Origin of the sequence: Oceanisphaera sp. (assembly GCF_048268965.1) — a bacterium.
In the GTDB taxonomy this organism is placed as follows: domain Bacteria; phylum Pseudomonadota; class Gammaproteobacteria; order Enterobacterales; family Aeromonadaceae; genus Oceanimonas.
The window spans coordinates 33,162-50,439 of the sequence record NZ_JBLWUK010000016.1; the positions used below are offsets into that span (position 1 = coordinate 33,162).

Genomic DNA, 17,278 nt, shown 5'->3' on the forward strand with positions numbered 1-17,278 from the left:
CGCGGCTGTCCTGTACTGAATAAGCCCCTAGTTTACTCCCGGCAGGTTCTCAAGGCTACTGGGCAAGCCGTGGAATACGGTACTCCCAGCTCTTGTCGTTGAACAAGTCACCATCCAGCCAGGCCTGCTGGCGGGCGCTCAGGTAGAAATGCTGCTCATCGCAGGCCAGGTGTAACTCGCTTTCTACCCTGACTTCCCAGTCATCCCGGCCAGCCCGGTACAGCCAGTGAATATCAGCTTGGGTCGCGTCGGGAACATAGGGCTGGGTACGATATTCCTCGGTGGCTTTCTGTTCCACCCAGAGACCGTGATCGAGGAAGCGATAGGTGCCCATGTCGTCGTTGACCCGCACACAGATTTCGCCGCTGGCCACGTCTTCGGTGATGGTGCGCTTGGGGCTGGCCTCGCGTAGAAACTCCATGTTGACCGGCTGAGCGGATTCCGGCGGCAGGAAGGGATTGTCGATGGACTCGCCTCGGTATACCGGCAGGGTCAGGCTCTGTCGGCCGGGCACCAGACTCAAGGTGGTCAGCTTGGGGCTGGGCCAGAGCAGAGGAAAGTGGGCGGTGGCGATGGCGACACGCAGTCGGTGGCCGACAGGTACCTGGTAACCGATGTTGTCCAGCTGCACTTCGAACTCCATCTCTTCACCCGGCACTGGCGGGGTCAGTTTGGCTTTGTCGTGTCGTAGGGCCAGGTTGAGAGTGCCGTAGGTTATCAGGGTAGCGCGACCGTCCGGCGCTACATCGCTGAGACGTACCGTAACCTGACCGCAGTCCTGATCCACCGAGCCTCTGAGTGCCACGCTTGGGTTGCCCAGCAGCGGCAGCGATTCGCTCAGGGGCGCGCTGTCGAAACACAGGGACAAGGCATCGTCCCGGCGCTGATCGGTCGGGAAGTCAGGACCGAACCAGATGGCGCAGTACTCGCCGCCGTGAACCCCGGTAGTGAGCGGAGAGCAAACACCGGCGGCGGAGATCAGTGCATGTTCACCCTGCTGCAAGCCGCTGTCGGTCAGACTGAATAGTTGTTGCTCCACCTGGCTGGCGGGCCAGCCGTCGGTCTGTACCCAGTTGCCGGGACGGTAAGAGTTCATGGCAGAAGGCGGTTGAGCATCCTGCAGATAGAAGGTGCATTCGGGCTCGTCCATGATGCCGGTGTCTATGCCTTTCAGCCAGTGATCCCACCAGCGCAGCGCTTCCTGTAAAAAGCCGATGGCCGGATCCGGAATGGCGAAGTGGGGGTATTTGTGGATCCAGGGGCCGATCAACGCCTTCTTCGGGCACTTGAGGTGTTCCATCATCCGCATCGGGGTGTTGCGATAAGCATCTCCCCAGCCGCCGACGCAGTATACTGCCGCCTCTATATCCTGGTAGTTTTCGCCGATGGATCCGTGGGTCCAGTAGGCATCTCGGGTACTGTGCTCAATCCAGGGCTGGGCCAGCAGTGGCATGTTTTCCAGCCGATGTTTCCACATCGCCTGCCAGTCCTCGCCCACCAGGCGGGGATCCGGCACGGCGGCGGAAAAGCTCAGCATGGTGGCGGCCCAGCCCATGTTTTCCAGTAGCAGGTTGCCACCCTTGTAGTGCACGTCGTCGGCGTAGCGGTCGTCGGTGGAGCAAATGGTGATAATGGCCTTCAGCGGTTTGGGTCTGAGTGCGGCCAGTTGCAGGCTGTTGAAGCCACCCCAGGAGATACCCATCATGCCCAGATTGCCGTCGCACCAGGGCTGGCGGCTGATCCAGTCGATAACCTCGAGCGCGTCGTCCTGCTCTTGCTTCAGATATTCATCCAGCATCAGGCCGTCGGACTCGCCGTTGCCGCGAATATCCACTCGTACACAGGCGTAGCCATGGCCAGCCAGATAAGGGTGAGTCAGGGCATCGCGTACTGCGGTGCCGTCGACCTTGCGGTAGGGCAGATATTCCAGGATGGCGGGTACCGGCTGTTGCTCTGCGTCTGCAGGCAACCAGATCCGGGCGGCCAGCCGAGTACCGTCCTTTAGAGGAATCTGCAAATGCTCTATTTCACGCACCTGACGGGGAAAATCATGCTTGATTTGCATTGGTCGGTATTCCTTTAAATGATGATGAGTGGGTGTCGCTGGCCGGGGCTGGAGCCGAGCTGGGTGACATGGTCACCAGGGCCGGATTGGATAGCCAGTACCACAGGGAGCCACTGGCCAGCAGGATAATGAACATGGCGGGCAGGCCGCCCAGATTGGATAGCATCTTGACGCCATCGAGGCCGACGAAAGACACCATGACCCAGGACACGGTGCCGATCACCGAGCCCCACAGCACCTTGATGCCCAGGCCGCTGTCCAGGTCACTGTCGGCGGTCAGGCCGCGGGTGCAGAGACCACCTATGGCATCGGTGTTGGAGTCGGCGGCGGTAACATAGGAAATAAAGGCGATAAACAGCAGCAGCACTATCATGATATTGCTGCCCGGCAGCTGATCGAAGATCCGATACAGTACATGTTCTACGCCTTCGTTATTGAGTACATCGTTCAGGCCGGCCGCCTGCTGCATATCCAGATAGATGGCGGTGCCGGAGAAGATGCAGATCCAGACGATGGCGAACAGGGACGGAAACAGCAGGTTGATACGGATGAATTCACGCACCGTGTAGCCGCGGGCGATTTTGCCGAGGAACAGGGCGGTAACCGGAGCCCAGGCAAACCACACTGCCCAGTAGAAGATACTCCACCACTGGGGCCAGGGATCGCTGGCGGCGGCGCCGGTGAACAGGCTGCGGGTAAAGAAGGTATCCAGGTACAGGCCGATAGATTCGGTACCCAGGGCGATCATGAAGATGCTGGGGCCGAAGAAGAACATGAACAGACCGAGAAACAGCAGCAACCAGGCATTCAGCGCCGACATGCGCGCTATGCCTTTTTTCAGGCCGCTGGCGGCGGACAACACGAAGGTGGCCACGATCACTGCGATGATGATGCCGAGGCGTAGCGGGGTGGTTTCACCGCCCAGATACTGGCCGACGCCGCCAGCCAGAGTCAGGGCGCCGGTACCCAGAGAAGAGGCCATGCCGGCCACCAGGGCATAGAGCGCCACCGCATCGATAAAGGTACCGAAGCGTCGGGTGATGCGGGTGCCCAGCACCGGCTCCAACATACTGCCAATGGAAAAGCGCTTGCGCTGGTTGTAGAAAGCAAGGGCAAACACCAGCGAGGGAATGGTGTAGATGGCGTAGGGAGTAAAGGACCAGTGCAGGAACATGGTGGCCATGGCGAAACGGGCGGCATCCGGCGAGCCGGCTTCCAACCCCGTACTTTCTGGGGGGCCGAACAGGTGGTAGAGCGGCTCGGCGGTGGTCCAGAACAGTACACCGACCGCCAGAGTGGTGCACAGGGTAATGGAAAACCAGCGCCAACGGCTTAGCAGTGGCTCGGCTCGATCGCCGCCGATGCGGATTTTTCCGAGAGGTGAAAAGTAGACCACTACGGCCAGCACGAGCAGATACAGGCTGCCGAGGCTGAATAACCAGGAAAAATTGTCCAGTATGGCGCTGTTCAGGGTTTTGGTGGTGGCAAGAAAGGCATCCAGATTCAGGTAGCTTGCGAGCAGGGCTGCCAGCAGCAGCAGAAAGGTGGGCCAGAATACTAAGGGCCTGAGGTTGGTTGATGACATATTATCAATCACTCCGTGATAGGTACTGCATATCCTTTTTATTTTTTCTGGAGGCAGGATAGAACGCCCCCCGGTTTAGTAACCTTAAATTAACATGGCTTTTCAGTCTGCCAAGAGGTTGGGAATCGCTCAATCAACATCTGGACATGGGGTCATGACTATTGATCATTGGTCTTGCGTACGGCGACTTCGATGCGACGGAACTGGATGATCCGTTATGATGTGAGTAGCTTGTTTATAACGACAAGGATCCTGTGCATGAATCAGAAGTTATTCACAGATGTCAAGGATCATATTTTTCAGGATCGTGACGATCCGGCTAGAGATCCGGCCTTTGCCTCAGTAGAATAACCACCCCTTGATTGATCCCTTTGTTTCAGGAGTTCTGATGAGCGCTATGCTTTGGCAGCAGTGTCTTAACCGGCTACAAGATGAATTGCCTTCGGCAGAATTCAGTATGTGGATCCGGCCGCTGCAGGCGGAGCTGGGCGACAACACCCTGACCCTGTTTGCCCCTAATCGCTTTGTACTCGATTGGGTTCGGGATAAGTATTTGCTGCGGATCAACGGTCTGCTGGCCGAGTTCTGCGGCAGCAATTGCCCCCAGATGAAGTTCGAGGTGGGCAAAAAGCGCACCCCGGTGAATCTGGTGACCAGCGATCCTGGTAAGAGCAACGGCAATGCCAGCGCTGGTCGATCCCAGAGTCCGGTGCAGACCACCCCTTCCTGGATTGAGCGCGCCGACGACAAACCGCAAATTACCTATAAAAGTAATATGAACACCAACTATACCTTCGACAACTTCGTTGAAGGTAAGTCGAACCAGTTGGCTCGGGCGGCGGCGCGTCAGGTGGCGGACAATCCGGGCGGTGCTTACAACCCGTTGTTTTTATACGGCGGCACCGGCCTGGGCAAAACGCACCTGTTGCATGCGGTGGGCAATGGCATTCGTGCCCGCAAGGCCGATGCCAAGGTGATCTATATGCACTCGGAACGCTTTGTGCAGGACATGGTAAAGGCACTGCAAAACAACGCCATTGAAGAGTTCAAGCGTTACTATCGCAGTGTGGATGCCTTGCTGATCGATGACATTCAGTTTTTTGCCAACAAAGAGCGTTCGCAAGAAGAGTTTTTTCATACCTTTAACGCCCTGCTGGAAGGCAATCAGCAGATTATTCTAACCTCGGACCGTTATCCCAAAGAAATCAACGGCGTGGAAGACAGGCTCAAATCCCGCTTTGGCTGGGGTTTAACGGTGGCCATAGAGCCGCCCGAGCTGGAAACCCGGGTCGCGATCCTGATGCGCAAGGCCGATGAGAATAAAATGCGTCTGCCCGATGAGGTGGCCTTCTTTATCGCCAAACGACTGCGTTCTAACGTGCGCGAGCTCGAAGGTGCACTGAACCGGGTCATGGCCAACGCCAACTTCACCGGCCGCGCCATTAACATCGACTTTGTGCGCGAGGCGCTGCGCGACATGCTGGCGCTGCAAGAAAAGCTGGTCACCATCGATAATATTCAGAAAACCGTGGCGGAATATTATAAAATAAAGCTGGCGGACCTGTTGTCCAAGCGCCGTTCGCGCTCGGTGGCGCGCCCGCGCCAGCTGGCCATGGCGTTGGCCAAAGAGCTGACCAATCACTCGTTACCGGAAATTGGCGACGCTTTTGGTGGTCGGGATCACACCACTGTGCTGCACGCTTGCCGAAAAATCGGCCAGCTGCGCGAAGAGAGTCATGATATAAAGGAAGATTATTCCAATCTTATCCGCACCCTGTCTTCCTGAATCGGAGAACCCCATGCAGTTTACTATCAGCCGCGAAGCCCTATTGCGCCCCCTGCAACTGGTGTCCAGTGCCTTGGGAGGCCGTCCCAACCTGCCGATCCTGAATAATATCCTGCTGAGTGTGAGCGAGAACGCACTCTCGATGACGGGCACCGACACCGAAGTGGAAATGATAGCGCGGGTTGAGCTGCAGGGTGAGGTGACCGCCGGACGCACCACAGTGCCGGCGCGCAAGATGCTGGACTTGTGCCGCGGTCTGCCCGATGGCGCCGAGCTTCGGTTTACTCAGGAAGGCGATCGTCTTATTTTACGCTCGGGTCGCAGCCGTTTTAATCTGGCCACGCTGGCCGCCGAAGACTTCCCCAATATTGAAGAGTGGAGCTCGGAGCTGGAGTTCGACATTAACCAGCTGGCATTGAAGAAGCTGATTGAGTCGACCCAGTTTTCCATGGCCATTCAGGATGTGCGTTATTATCTGAACGGCATGCTGTTTGAAACCGATGGTCAGTTACTGCGTACCGTGGCCACCGATGGTCACCGTTTGGCCACCTGTCAGCGGCAGCTGCTGGCCGAGACGCTGCCGGCACAGCAAGTGATAGTGCCACGCAAAGGCGTGCTCGAGCTGGTAAAATTGCTGGAGCATGACGATCAGGATGTGCGCCTGCAAATTGGCAAAAGCAATATTCGCGCCGTGACCCCGGGCTTTATTTTTACCTCCAAGCTGGTGGATGGCCGCTTCCCGGATTATCGTCGCGTCCTGCCCCGTGAATGCGATAAAACCCTGATTTGTGGCCGTGAAGAGCTGCGCCAGGCATTTTCCCGAGCGGCGATATTGTCGAACGAAAAATTTCGCGGCGTGCGCCTGAATATGCAGGCCCAGGTGCTGAAAATTACCGCCAATAATCCAGAGCAGGAAGAAGCGGAAGAAATGCTGGATGTGGATTACCAGGGTACGGATTTGGAAATTGGCTTTAACGTGTCTTACGTGCTGGATGTGCTCGGTACCCTCAAGTCTGATAAGGTGAAGGTCAGCCTGAAAGATGCCAGTAGCAGTGGCTTGATTGAGGCCGAAGATGACGGAGATGCGCTGTATGTCGTCATGCCGATGCGTTTGTAAGCATGGCATTGCTTAACCTGCAGTTAAAAGATTTTCGCAATATTCCCCATGCCCGGTTGATACCGGCGGCCGGCATCAATGTTCTCATTGGTGCCAACGGCAGTGGCAAGACCAGTATTCTGGAAGCCATTCATTATTTAGGCGTGGGTCGTTCTTTTCGCACTCACCTGACGGGGCGGGTGATTCATCAGGGCGAGTCGGCCTTTACCTTGTTTGCACGCATACAAAGGGGAGACGACAGTTTACCCGTTGGCTTGAGCAAAACCCGTGGTGGCGTTACCCGACTCAAGGTGGGTGGACGCCTTGCCGAACGATTAGCCGACCTGGCGCACATACTACCCATTCAGTTGATCCACCCGGAAGGGTATAATCTATTGACCGGTGGGCCCACATTACGACGGGCGTACCTGGATTGGGGGCTGTTTTACTCTCACGGGCGTTTTTTTACCGTCTGGGGGCAGTATCGTCGGCTGTTAAAGCAACGTAATGCGTTGTTGCGGCAACAAAGGCCACACACAGAATTGCGCTACTGGGATCAACAGCTGGTCACCATAGCCGAAGAGTTGAGTCTATTCAGGCAGCAATATGCCGAGGCCATAGAGCCGGTTATCCGCTTGATTGCGGCAGACTTTCTGCCTGAGTATGATTTTACGTTCGATTTTTTTCGGGGCTGGGACAGGCAAATCCCCCTGGCTCAAGTATTGGAACAGGGCCTGGAACGTGATTTAAGCCTGGGGTATACCCATTCGGGGCCCCACAAGGCGGAAATCAGGATCAAGGCGCGAGGCATGCCGGTGCAGGACTTGCTGTCACGGGGCCAGCTTAAGCTGCTGGTCTGTGCCATGCGGCTGGCCCAGGGCATGTACCTGAAAACCGAGTCCAATCAGGACTGTATTTTTTTAATCGACGATTTTGCGTCTGAGCTGGATGAACACAAGCGGGCATTACTGGCACACCGATTAACCGAATTGGGTGCCCAGGTGTTTGTTTCCGCCATTGATGTGGCCCAGCTTAGTCAGATGATCACACGGGATAACAGCAAGCTGTTTCATGTGAAACAGGGTGAAATCACCGAACCCCAGGAGTGCGAGTAAGCCAATGAGTGAACACACTTACGACTCTTCGAGTATTAAGGTATTAAAAGGTCTGGATGCAGTCCGTAAACGTCCGGGTATGTATATCGGCGACACCGACGATGGCACCGGCCTGCACCACATGGTGTTTGAGGTGGTGGATAACTCGATAGATGAATCCCTGGCCGGACATTGTAAAGACATCATCGTTATCATTCATGGCGACGGTTCCGTCTCTGTTTCCGATGATGGTCGTGGCATTCCAGTGGGCATTCACGAAGAAGAAGGCCGCTCTGCCGCCGAAGTGATCCTGACCGTATTGCATGCGGGCGGCAAGTTCGACGATAACTCCTATAAAGTCTCCGGTGGTTTGCACGGTGTGGGTGTATCCGTGGTGAACGCCCTGTCGGAAAAGCTGCAGCTGACTATCTGGCGTGATGGCAAGGTACACGAACAGACCTATCGTCATGGTGAACCACAGGCCCCGCTGAAGGCCGTTGGCGACACCACGCGCTCGGGCACCCTGATCCGCTTCTGGCCCAGCCACGAGACCTTTACCAATACCGAATTTCATTTTGATATTCTGGCCAAGCGCTTGCGCGAGCTGTCGTTCTTGAACTCGGGGGTGTCCATTCGCCTGCTCGATGAACAGTCAGACAAGGAAGTGCACTTCGAATACGAAGGGGGCATTCAGGCGTTTGTTGAATACCTGAACCAGAACAAGACGCCCATTCACCCTAAGGCCTTTCACTTTGTCAGCGAACGTGAAGACGGCATTACGGTGGAGGTGTCCATGCAGTGGAACGACTCCTACCAGGAGAATATCTTCTGCTTTACCAACAATATCCCTCAGCGTGATGGCGGTACTCACCTGGCCGGCTTCAGAGCCGCGCTCACCCGTACCCTCAACAACTTCATGGATAAAGAAGGCTACAGCAAGAAGGCCAAGACCTCGGCGTCCGGCGACGATGCGCGTGAAGGGCTGACCGCGGTGATCTCGGTGAAGGTACCGGATCCCAAGTTCTCGTCCCAGACCAAAGACAAGCTGGTGTCTTCCGAGGTAAAAACCGCCGTCGAGCAGGCCATGAATGAGCGCTTGAGCGAATTTTTGCTGGAAAACCCGGGCGACGCCAAAATCGTGGTCAACAAGATCATCGATGCGGCCCGGGCTCGTGAAGCCGCCCGCAAGGCGCGGGACATGACCCGCCGTAAAGGGGCGCTGGATCTGGCCGGTTTGCCGGGCAAGCTGGCCGACTGTCAGGAAAAAGATCCCGCCTTATCCGAACTCTACATAGTGGAGGGTGACTCGGCAGGCGGGTCTGCCAAGCAGGGGCGCAACCGTAAAAACCAGGCTATCTTGCCGCTGAAAGGCAAGATCCTGAACGTGGAAAAAGCCCGCTTCGACAAGATGCTGTCGTCTCAGGAAGTGGCCACCCTGATCACCGCCCTGGGCTGTGGTATAGGCCGGGATGAATACAATCCCGACAAGATGCGCTATCACTACATCATCATCATGACGGATGCGGACGTGGATGGCGCGCACATTCGGACCCTGCTGCTGACCTTCTTCTATCGTCAGATGCCGGAAATCGTCGAGCGCGGTTATATCTATATTGCCCAGCCGCCCTTGTACAAGGTGAAAAAAGGCAAGCATGAGCAGTATCTGAAAGACGAAGATGCCATGCTGCAGTACCAGACCAGTCTGGCACTGGACGGTGCCAGCCTGCACGTGAACGAGTCGGCTCCGGCCATCGCTGGCACCCACCTGGAGAAGCTGGTCAATGACTTCCGCAAGGTCGAGATACTGATCAAGCGCCTGTCACGCCGTGCGCCCGAACTGGTACTGAACGAACTCATTTATCAGCCAGAGCTCACGCTGGAAGCGCTGACCAATGAAGCGGACGTTGCCAGCTGGGTGAAAAACATCAACGAGTCCTTAATCGTCGACAATACCCACGGCGCCGAATACGTGCTGGATTATGAGTTTTTTGAAGAGCGTAACTGCTACCTGCCCAAGGTAAGAGTGCGTCAGCACGGTATTGAGCGTGAATTCCCGATCAGCTATGACTTTTTTGCCTCGGGTGAATATCGCAGCATCGTCGAGCTGGGCAATGGCATTGCCAACCTGATGGAAGAAGGCGCCTATGTGAAGCGGGGCGAGAAAATCAAGCCGGTTGACAGCTTCGCCGAGGGGCTGGAATGGCTGATGCAGGAAAGCAAGCGTGGCCTGTATGTACAGCGTTATAAGGGTCTGGGGGAAATGAACCCGGATCAGCTGTGGGAGACCACCATGGATCCCGACACTCGTCGCATGCTGCAGGTGAAAATCGAAGACGCCATTGCCGCCGATCAGCTGTTCTCTACCCTGATGGGGGATCACGTTGAGCCACGCCGTGAATTTATCGAGACCAATGCGCTACAAGTAGCCAACCTGGATATTTAACACCGTCACCGTTTGATGTAATAAAAATGATGCCGCCTATTTTAGGCGGCATTTTATTTTGTGACTCATATAGGTACTCATTTTGGTGGCCAAGATGCTATTCTCTTCATTGCTGTCGGTTTATTGCGCTGGGTGCCGGTGCGTAGAGCAGGAACAGCTAATGGTAAACAGGGCGATAGCTTGGTCGCGTAACATCTTTAACCATACTTTAGGGCGATGCTGATGACGCCATTCTTTCCCTTGGGTGTAGGGCAGTTATGGGACGAACTGCAACAGATGCAGCCCGCTGGCCTGTACTGGATCCATGCTGACCGGGAGGTCGATGCCATACAATGGTGTCGGCAGGTGATTGGCGAGCAATCAAGAGAAAGCAAGGCGGCCTTGATTTGTGTGGGGCTCACCCCGGACGAGGTCTTGCCCCCTCAGGTCGACGTCGGTCCTGTCAGCGTGCCACTGTTTTCCTTGCCAGCCCATGACCAGGCATTGTTGCGCCTCCCCAGTGATCTCATGCGCGTGTTGAAACCAGGTGGACGCCTGCTGATATTGCAGGTGGCGGCGCAAACCTGGCTGGACAGTAAACAGGATACCCTGTTGGCACACTGGCTGGAGAGCATGGCAGCCTGGCTGCACCATCAGCAAAGTACCTTGCTGGTGGTCAGTCATGGTGTCGGGGCCGAGGCGCTATACGCGCGTTTACATGGCGAGCATCGCAGCCTGCTGGGGCTGGCGCGTTTATGCTGGCAACAGGGCTGTCATAGTTATCAGCTGGCATTCTGGCGCAATCAGCGGGGGGTGTCCGCACATCAGACCATTCATCTGCAGCCAGGGCCACAAGGGTGGCAAATTCGTGAAGACCAGCAGGCGTCTGCACAGTTCAAACAGGACGCTCATCTGGTCTTGTGCCAGCAAAGCGTGTTGCAAGGCGGGGTGGCCTTGTCGGAGCATTGGCAATTATTTGCCGATAATGCGGCGTTAGCCAAGGCGGGGCTGGCCACTCAAGCAGCCACCCTGGTATTTGCCTTGCGATACAATCGAGATATAGAGGCGGTCGCGCGCAAGCTGCATCGGCTGCGCCTGGAGTGTGGCAATGACATTAAACTCGTGGTGCGCGAAGTGAGCATGAGTTTGCGCCAGGCGGATGAGCGCTTGCTGCTGGCCTGTGGGGCTAATCTGGTGGTCTCGCACCATGTTCCCTTATCACGCTTTTTAATCCAGCTGGAAGGTATTCAGGGACAGCGCTTTGTGCGCCAGGTAGCGGCTGATATCACCCCCGTATTTGATGCACTCATGCCTTTGAAGGCGAAGGGAGTCCTAAAACAGCCACATTTTTGCTCGGTGCTGACGGAGTTAATGGCGCATCCCCAGCTGAGTGAAAATGCCAAGGGTGTTTTGGTGGCCTTGCAGCCCGTAGAGGATATAAAAGCCGCTCAAGCCCTCACCCTGTGCAAGATCAACCGCATGGGCGACCTTGCCACCGTTGCAAATGACACCCTGTTTTTATTTCTTTTCTCTAGCAACATCAATGATGTGGATGTGGCACTCACTAACATTTTTCAGTTGCCTGTGGCAGATTTGTTCCAGCATTACACAACCTGGCATCAAGACCTCCCGATTGTTACCCAGCTACAGAAAATACAGCATCAGCAGGCCAGCGATTGGGTGGCGCCTCAGAAAGTGGCCAGGCGCCAAACTGAGCTGTTAGCGGCTCAAGATGCTCCCGCTCGACGTCAGCCCTATGGCATCTGTTTACCCTTATTTGGGGAAGAGTAACTATGTATATCGGCGATATTATCGGCATGTTCTTGTTTTGTGCGTTAATCATGCTGCCCGCAGGCTACCTGTTGCGTGATTACTTGCCCCGCCTGCGGCTATGGTTCAGTCGGCACTTTTTGTCACCGCGATATTTGCAAGCACACGGCGTTCGCCGTCGCCCCACCAAGACTTCGATAGATAATAGCCATGAGTAAGAATATGAACGCCCATCAGCCAACCCCTACTGCTTTGCCGTTACTGCTCCCTTACTGGCGTGGCCTGGGCGGTTGGAATTATTATTTTTTGCTGAAACTGGGCTTGCTTTGGCAGGGTTACCTTAATTTTCATCCCTTCGCTAATCTGGTGTTTGTCGCCTTTTTGTTGCTGCCGATATCAAGCCCTAAATGGCACCGGGTGCGCCACGGGATCGCCATACCGGTTGGGATAGCACTGTTGTACCACGATACCTGGCTACCCGGCATCAATAGCTTGCTCAGCCAGGGCCATCAGCTGGCGGACCTGAGTGGTGTCTATATGCTGGAGTTGGTACAGCGATTTATCAATTGGCAAATGCTGGGGGCCGCGTTCGTGCTCTGGGTGGCGTACCTGTTTCTGGCGCAATGGATCCGTTTTACCTTGTGGGTAGTACTGGCGGTGGTGTGGTTGAATATACAAACCATGTCGGGCCCGGCCTGGGTGCTTGCGCCCCGGGCTGAAAGCACCCAGGCTCCGGCGGTGTCAACGTCTGGTGCGGCGGCCGCCGGTGGTGGGAACCCGCAGCAAACACTGGTAGCAAACAATGCCAACCTGAATGCCGCCCTGGAGCGCTTTTATCAGCAAGAGCAACAACGACAGACCCGGTTTCCGAGCACACTGGCACCAGACGCCACGCCGTTCGATTTACTGGTCATTAATATCTGCTCATTGTCCTGGTCCGACTTAGCCGCGGTTAATCTGGACACTCATCCGCTATGGCAGCGTTTTGATATTCGTTTTCAGCAATTTAACTCTGCCACTTCCTATAGTGGGCCGGCAGGCATTCGTCTGTTAAGAGCCAGCTGTGGTCAAAGCGCTCAGCAAGACTTGTACCGCCCCACCGGTGAGCAATGCTATTTATTCGATAATCTGGCCAGCCTGGGATTTAGCCCACAGCTGGCCATGGATCATAGCGGCGAGTTTGGCAATTACCTGACCGAACTGCGTCAGCACGGCAAGCTGTCGGCGCCGCTATTATCCCAGCAGGGCTTGTCTCGGTCCCTGGTTTCCTTCGATGGTGAGCCGGTGTTCAATGACCAACAGCTCTTCAGCCGCTGGCTAACCAATCGCACCAGCCAGGGTACCGAGCGCAGCGCCACTTTCTTTAACCTGATCCCATTGCATGATGGCAACCGAATACCGGGGCGCAACGATACCGCCTCGTATCAAGAGCGGGCAAAAACCCTGTTTGACCAGCTGAATGCCTTTTTTGACACCCTGGCACAGTCGGGTCGCCAGTTGATGGTAGTGGTGGTTCCCGAGCACGGTGCGGCTCTGCTGGGGGATAAAGTGCAGCTGTCCGGTCTGCGCGATATTCCCAGCCCGGCGATGACGCACGTTCCCGTGGGCATCAAGTTCTTTGGTACGCAAGCTTCGCACCCGGGGCCAGCTCTCGAGGTGACGTCACCCAGCAGTTACCTGGCAATTTCCGAGCTGATTGCCCGCTCGGTCGATGGCGATATCTTTACTAGCAGCCAGGTTGACTGGTCGGCGTTGGTGCAGGGGTTACCGCAAACTGCTGTGGTATCGGAAAATGATAATGCGGTGGTGATGGCGTTTCAGGGGAAACATTATATTCGCCTGAATCAGGGCGACTGGGTACTTTATCCCGAATAAGTCTGCTGGCCCCTTATAAATGAGGAACACATGAAACATCAGGCACTCGATAACAGCAAGCAGATCTGGGCTGAGACGGCGCAAGACGATATCAGTGTCTTGAGCCGACTGGTGGCGTTGCCCGAGTTGCAGTATCAGGACATTAATCAACAACAGCAGCTCGCTGATATTGAAGCGCGCTGGCCGCTATTGACCGAGTATTGTTTAACTCGGAGTGACGCAAGCTGATGGCCATTATCGCTTTGCAGGGAATCAGGGGAGGGGTGGGCACTACCTCCATTACTGCTGGCCTGGCCTGGGCGTTGCACCAACTCGGTGAGCGGGTACTGGTGATCGACTGTTGTGTTCATAATCAGCTAGGTTTGCACTTTAATCGTCCGCAGGCGTTGGCGGGAGGCTGGGCCCAGGCCGAGCTGGCGGGCCGCACTTGGCATCAGGAGGCACTGCGGTATTGTGATGGCCTGGACTTCTTGCCATTTGGTCAGCTGACGGAGGCCGAATATGCCAGCTGGTTGCTACAGCATCAGGCGGCGCCCGAGCCGTGGCTGCATTATCTTAAACAGCTGAGAGATTGTGGCGATTATGATTGGTTGCTGCTGGACTTGCCCGACACCGAGTTTGCGGGCATGAAAGAATGGCGCGCGGTGGCGGATGCGCTATTTACCGTATTAACCCCCGATGCCAATAACCACATTCGTTTGTATCGGCAAGCCCGGGCGCCCAAGGCGCGATTACTGCTTAATCAGCTGATGCCGAATAGCCGTCTGCAACAAGATTTACAGCAATATTGGCGTGAGCATTTAACCGCTATGCTGCCACTGTCCATTCACCGTGATGAGGCAATGGCTGAGTCGTTGGCGGCAAAGCAGCCGGTAGGCGAGTACAGCGCGGTGAGCCTGGTCGCCGATGAGCTCAATGTACTGGCCGGCTGGTGCCTGGCCCATGTGGGCAAGGAGTCCGAGTGAAAGGAATCATGGGACCGCAGCTCAGCCAAGGACTGGCAATATTGTCACAACACTATCGCAGCTCTCGCCGGCATGGCAGCTCGGCTGCGGCTGCCGGTGTATTCTGCATTGGCGTGAGCCTGGCCTGGTTGTTGTTTCGTCTTGAGTCTCCACAGTGGCAAGTGCTGCGTCGCCAGGCGAGCGTTTGGTATCCTCAGGTGTCAGCAACACGTCCCAGGCTGGCCGACGGATTACGCTATCTGGTGCAAAGCCTGTGGTTGCTGCTGGTGTTCCCGGTAAAACAGGCGCCGCCGGTATGGCTGGGGCGGATGCTGGCACTACGCCAGCGCCTGATCATCAAGTGGCAGCAGCCGTCTGCAGCACCCCATGCCACATCATCTTCTCGGGCATCGAGCAGCATGTTGAGTTGGGCGCCCAAGCGGTTGCGCCTTGTGGTGCGGGGGCTCATGATAGTCGTGGCCATAATACTGGCCTTAATTTGTGTGACCCAGCCGTTTGAACTGAAGACGCAGTTGGTGTTTGTGCTGGTGCTGTGGCTCATGGCCATGGTGGTGCGTCGTTTGCCCGGACGTTTTGCCGGGCTGTTACTGATCATGCTGTCGCTCCTGGTATCTTGTCGTTATCTGTGGTGGCGTTACACCTCAACACTACACTGGGACGATGGGCTTAGCCTGTTTTTTGGTTTACTGCTATTGGCGGCAGAAACCTATGCCTGGCTGGTGCTGGTACTGGGTTATTTTCAGTCGCTGTGGCCGCTGCATCGCCAGCCCACACCGCTTACGATGCCGATCAACGAGTGGCCCACTATCGATATTATGGTGCCCACCTATAACGAGCCACTCAGTGTGGTTAAGCCCACCATTTATGCGGCCCTGGGCATCGACTGGCCACAAGACAAGCTTAATATTTACCTGCTGGATGACGGTGATCGGGTTGAGTTTCGCGACTTCGCCGCCGAGGCCGGAGTGCATTATATTGCCAGACCCACTCATGAGCATGCCAAGGCGGGCAATCTTAATCATGCCCTGAAACAAGCCAGTGGTGAGTTTGTCGCGATTTTCGATTGTGACCATGTGCCTACTCGCACTTTTTTACAACTCACCATGGGCTGGTTTTTTAAAGACAAAAAGCTGGCCATGATGCAAACGCCGCATCATTTTTTCTCACCCGATCCGTTTGAACGCAACCTGGGGCGCTTTGGTCATACTCCCAACGAAGGCTCCTTGTTTTATGGTCTGCTGCAAGATGGTAACGATATGTGGGATGCCACCTTCTTTTGTGGCTCCTGTGCGGTTATTCGTCGCTCGGCCCTGGATGAAGTGGGCGGTATTGCGGTGGAAACCGTGACCGAAGACGCGCATACCTCGCTGCGTTTGCACCGCCTGGGTTACACCTCGGCCTATATTCGTATTCCCCAGGCGGCGGGCTTGGCAACCGAGAGCCTGTCTGCCCATATCGGTCAGCGTATTCGCTGGGCGCGGGGCATGGTGCAGATTTTCCGGCTCGACAATCCCTTGTTGGGCAAGGGCCTGAAGCTGACCCAGCGGCTCTGCTATGCCAATGCCATGCTGCACTTTTTGTCCGGCATTCCCCGCCTGATCTTCCTGACCGCGCCTTTGGCGTTTTTGTTACTGCACGCCTACATTATTTATGCTCCCGCCCTGGCCATCGCACTCTACGTGTTACCCCACATAGTGCATGGCAACCTGACTAATTCGAGAATTCAGGGTAAATATCGCTACTCCTTTTGGAGTGAGATCTACGAAAGCGTCCTGGCCTGGTATATCGCCAGGCCCACCACTGTGGCCCTGTTTAATCCCCACAAGGGGACCTTTAACGTGACCGCCAAAGGCGGCTTGGTTGACAGCACGCATGTGGACTGGGGGATCAGTCGGCCTTACCTGATTTTAATTTTGCTGAATATGGCCGGATTGGCGGCTGGCATCTGGCGACTCTCTTATGGTGAGGCAGTCGAAATACCCACCGTTATCATGAGTATGGCGTGGGTGCTGTTTAATTTACTGATCCTGGGTGGGGCGATAGCGGTATCGGTCGAAAGCAAACAGGTACGCCAGTCGCACCGGGTCGATATCGCGTTGCCGGCTGCCATTATGCGTCAAGGCGGCCACCTGTTTTCCTGTACTCTACGCGATTACTCAGACGGCGGTGTGGGAATTTCGCTGCCGACCGGCGTGAGCCTGCAGCCCGGAGAAACCGTCAGCCTATTGCTTAAGCAAGGAAACAGAGAGTGCAGCTTTTCGGCAACCGTGATGCGTTTGACCGACACGGGAGCTGGTCTGCAATTAATGGATTTAACTCGTGAACAGCACATTGAATTTATTCAAGCTACCTTTGCGCGAGCCGATACCTGGGCACGCTGGCAAGAAGACTTTCGTCGTGACAGGCCCATGGCCAGTTTAAGTGATGTGCTGCTGTTGGGGTGGAGTGGCTTTTGCCAAGTCCCCCATTATTTACCACGGCCGCTGCGCTGGCTGTTTAAGGAGCTGGGTCGTGTGTGTACCTGGCTGTTGTCTTTTGCCCCGCGGATGCCAAACAAAACCCTGTACTTATCAGAAGCAAACTTGTTGAGGAAACAATGATAAACATAACGGCCTTAATT

General features: G+C 55.7%; 12 protein-coding genes. 10 read left to right on the forward strand and 2 right to left on the reverse strand.

Annotation, left to right across the window (positions count from 1 at the left end):
* Positions 1–55 precede the first annotated feature (55 nt).
* Positions 56–2,065, reverse strand: coding sequence for a CocE/NonD family hydrolase (locus tag ACN0VL_RS09035; RefSeq protein WP_417616595.1), 2,010 nt, complete (start codon positions 2,063–2,065; stop codon positions 56–58).
* The gene (locus ACN0VL_RS09040) at positions 2,049–3,650 is read right to left on the reverse strand and encodes a BCCT family transporter (protein ID WP_417616597.1); all 1,602 of its coding nucleotides are present in this window, start codon (positions 3,648–3,650) and stop codon (positions 2,049–2,051) included. Before ACN0VL_RS09040 ends, ACN0VL_RS09035 begins: the two co-directional genes overlap by 17 nt.
* A gap of 388 nt (positions 3,651–4,038) precedes the next feature.
* Between ACN0VL_RS09040 and dnaA the strand changes: the two genes are divergently transcribed.
* From dnaA to bcsA, 10 genes are all read left to right on the forward strand, one after another.
* Positions 4,039–5,436 (forward strand): chromosomal replication initiator protein DnaA, encoded by a 1,398-nt coding sequence (gene dnaA, locus ACN0VL_RS09045; RefSeq protein ID WP_417616598.1) that lies wholly within the window; start codon positions 4,039–4,041, stop codon positions 5,434–5,436.
* Positions 5,437–5,449: 13 nt separating this feature from the next.
* Positions 5,450–6,553, forward strand: coding sequence for a DNA polymerase III subunit beta (gene dnaN / locus ACN0VL_RS09050; RefSeq protein WP_417616600.1), 1,104 nt, complete (start codon positions 5,450–5,452; stop codon positions 6,551–6,553).
* 2 nt (positions 6,554–6,555) lie between these two features.
* Positions 6,556–7,647, forward strand: coding sequence for a DNA replication/repair protein RecF (gene recF, locus ACN0VL_RS09055; RefSeq protein WP_417616602.1), 1,092 nt, complete (start codon positions 6,556–6,558; stop codon positions 7,645–7,647).
* A gap of 4 nt (positions 7,648–7,651) precedes the next feature.
* Complete coding sequence (gyrB, locus tag ACN0VL_RS09060) at positions 7,652–10,069, forward strand: DNA topoisomerase (ATP-hydrolyzing) subunit B (RefSeq protein WP_417616604.1); 2,418 nt, start codon at positions 7,652–7,654, stop codon at positions 10,067–10,069.
* A 222-nt stretch (positions 10,070–10,291) separates the two neighbouring features.
* Positions 10,292–11,839, forward strand: a complete 1,548-nt coding sequence (gene bcsE / locus ACN0VL_RS09065) for a cellulose biosynthesis protein BcsE (protein WP_417616606.1) — start codon at positions 10,292–10,294, stop codon at positions 11,837–11,839.
* 2 nt (positions 11,840–11,841) lie between these two features.
* Positions 11,842–12,036, forward strand: coding sequence for a cellulose biosynthesis protein BcsF (gene bcsF / locus ACN0VL_RS09070; protein WP_417616608.1), 195 nt, complete (start codon positions 11,842–11,844; stop codon positions 12,034–12,036).
* Complete coding sequence (gene bcsG, locus ACN0VL_RS09075) at positions 12,029–13,693, forward strand: cellulose biosynthesis protein BcsG (protein ID WP_417616610.1); 1,665 nt, start codon at positions 12,029–12,031, stop codon at positions 13,691–13,693. The genes bcsF and bcsG overlap by 8 nt, the downstream gene beginning before the upstream one ends.
* Positions 13,694–13,723: 30 nt before the next feature.
* Positions 13,724–13,921, forward strand: a complete 198-nt coding sequence (gene bcsR / locus ACN0VL_RS09080) for a cellulose biosynthesis protein BcsR (RefSeq protein ID WP_417616612.1) — start codon at positions 13,724–13,726, stop codon at positions 13,919–13,921.
* Positions 13,921–14,658 (forward strand): cellulose biosynthesis protein BcsQ, encoded by a 738-nt coding sequence (gene bcsQ, locus ACN0VL_RS09085; RefSeq protein WP_417616614.1) that lies wholly within the window; start codon positions 13,921–13,923, stop codon positions 14,656–14,658. The genes bcsR and bcsQ overlap by 1 nt, the downstream gene beginning before the upstream one ends.
* Positions 14,655–17,258 carry a UDP-forming cellulose synthase catalytic subunit gene (gene bcsA / locus ACN0VL_RS09090; RefSeq protein WP_417616616.1) on the forward strand — a complete coding sequence of 868 codons (2,604 nt, stop codon included), beginning with the start codon at positions 14,655–14,657 and terminating at the stop codon, positions 17,256–17,258. Before bcsQ ends, bcsA begins: the two co-directional genes overlap by 4 nt.
* Positions 17,259–17,278 lie beyond the last annotated feature (20 nt).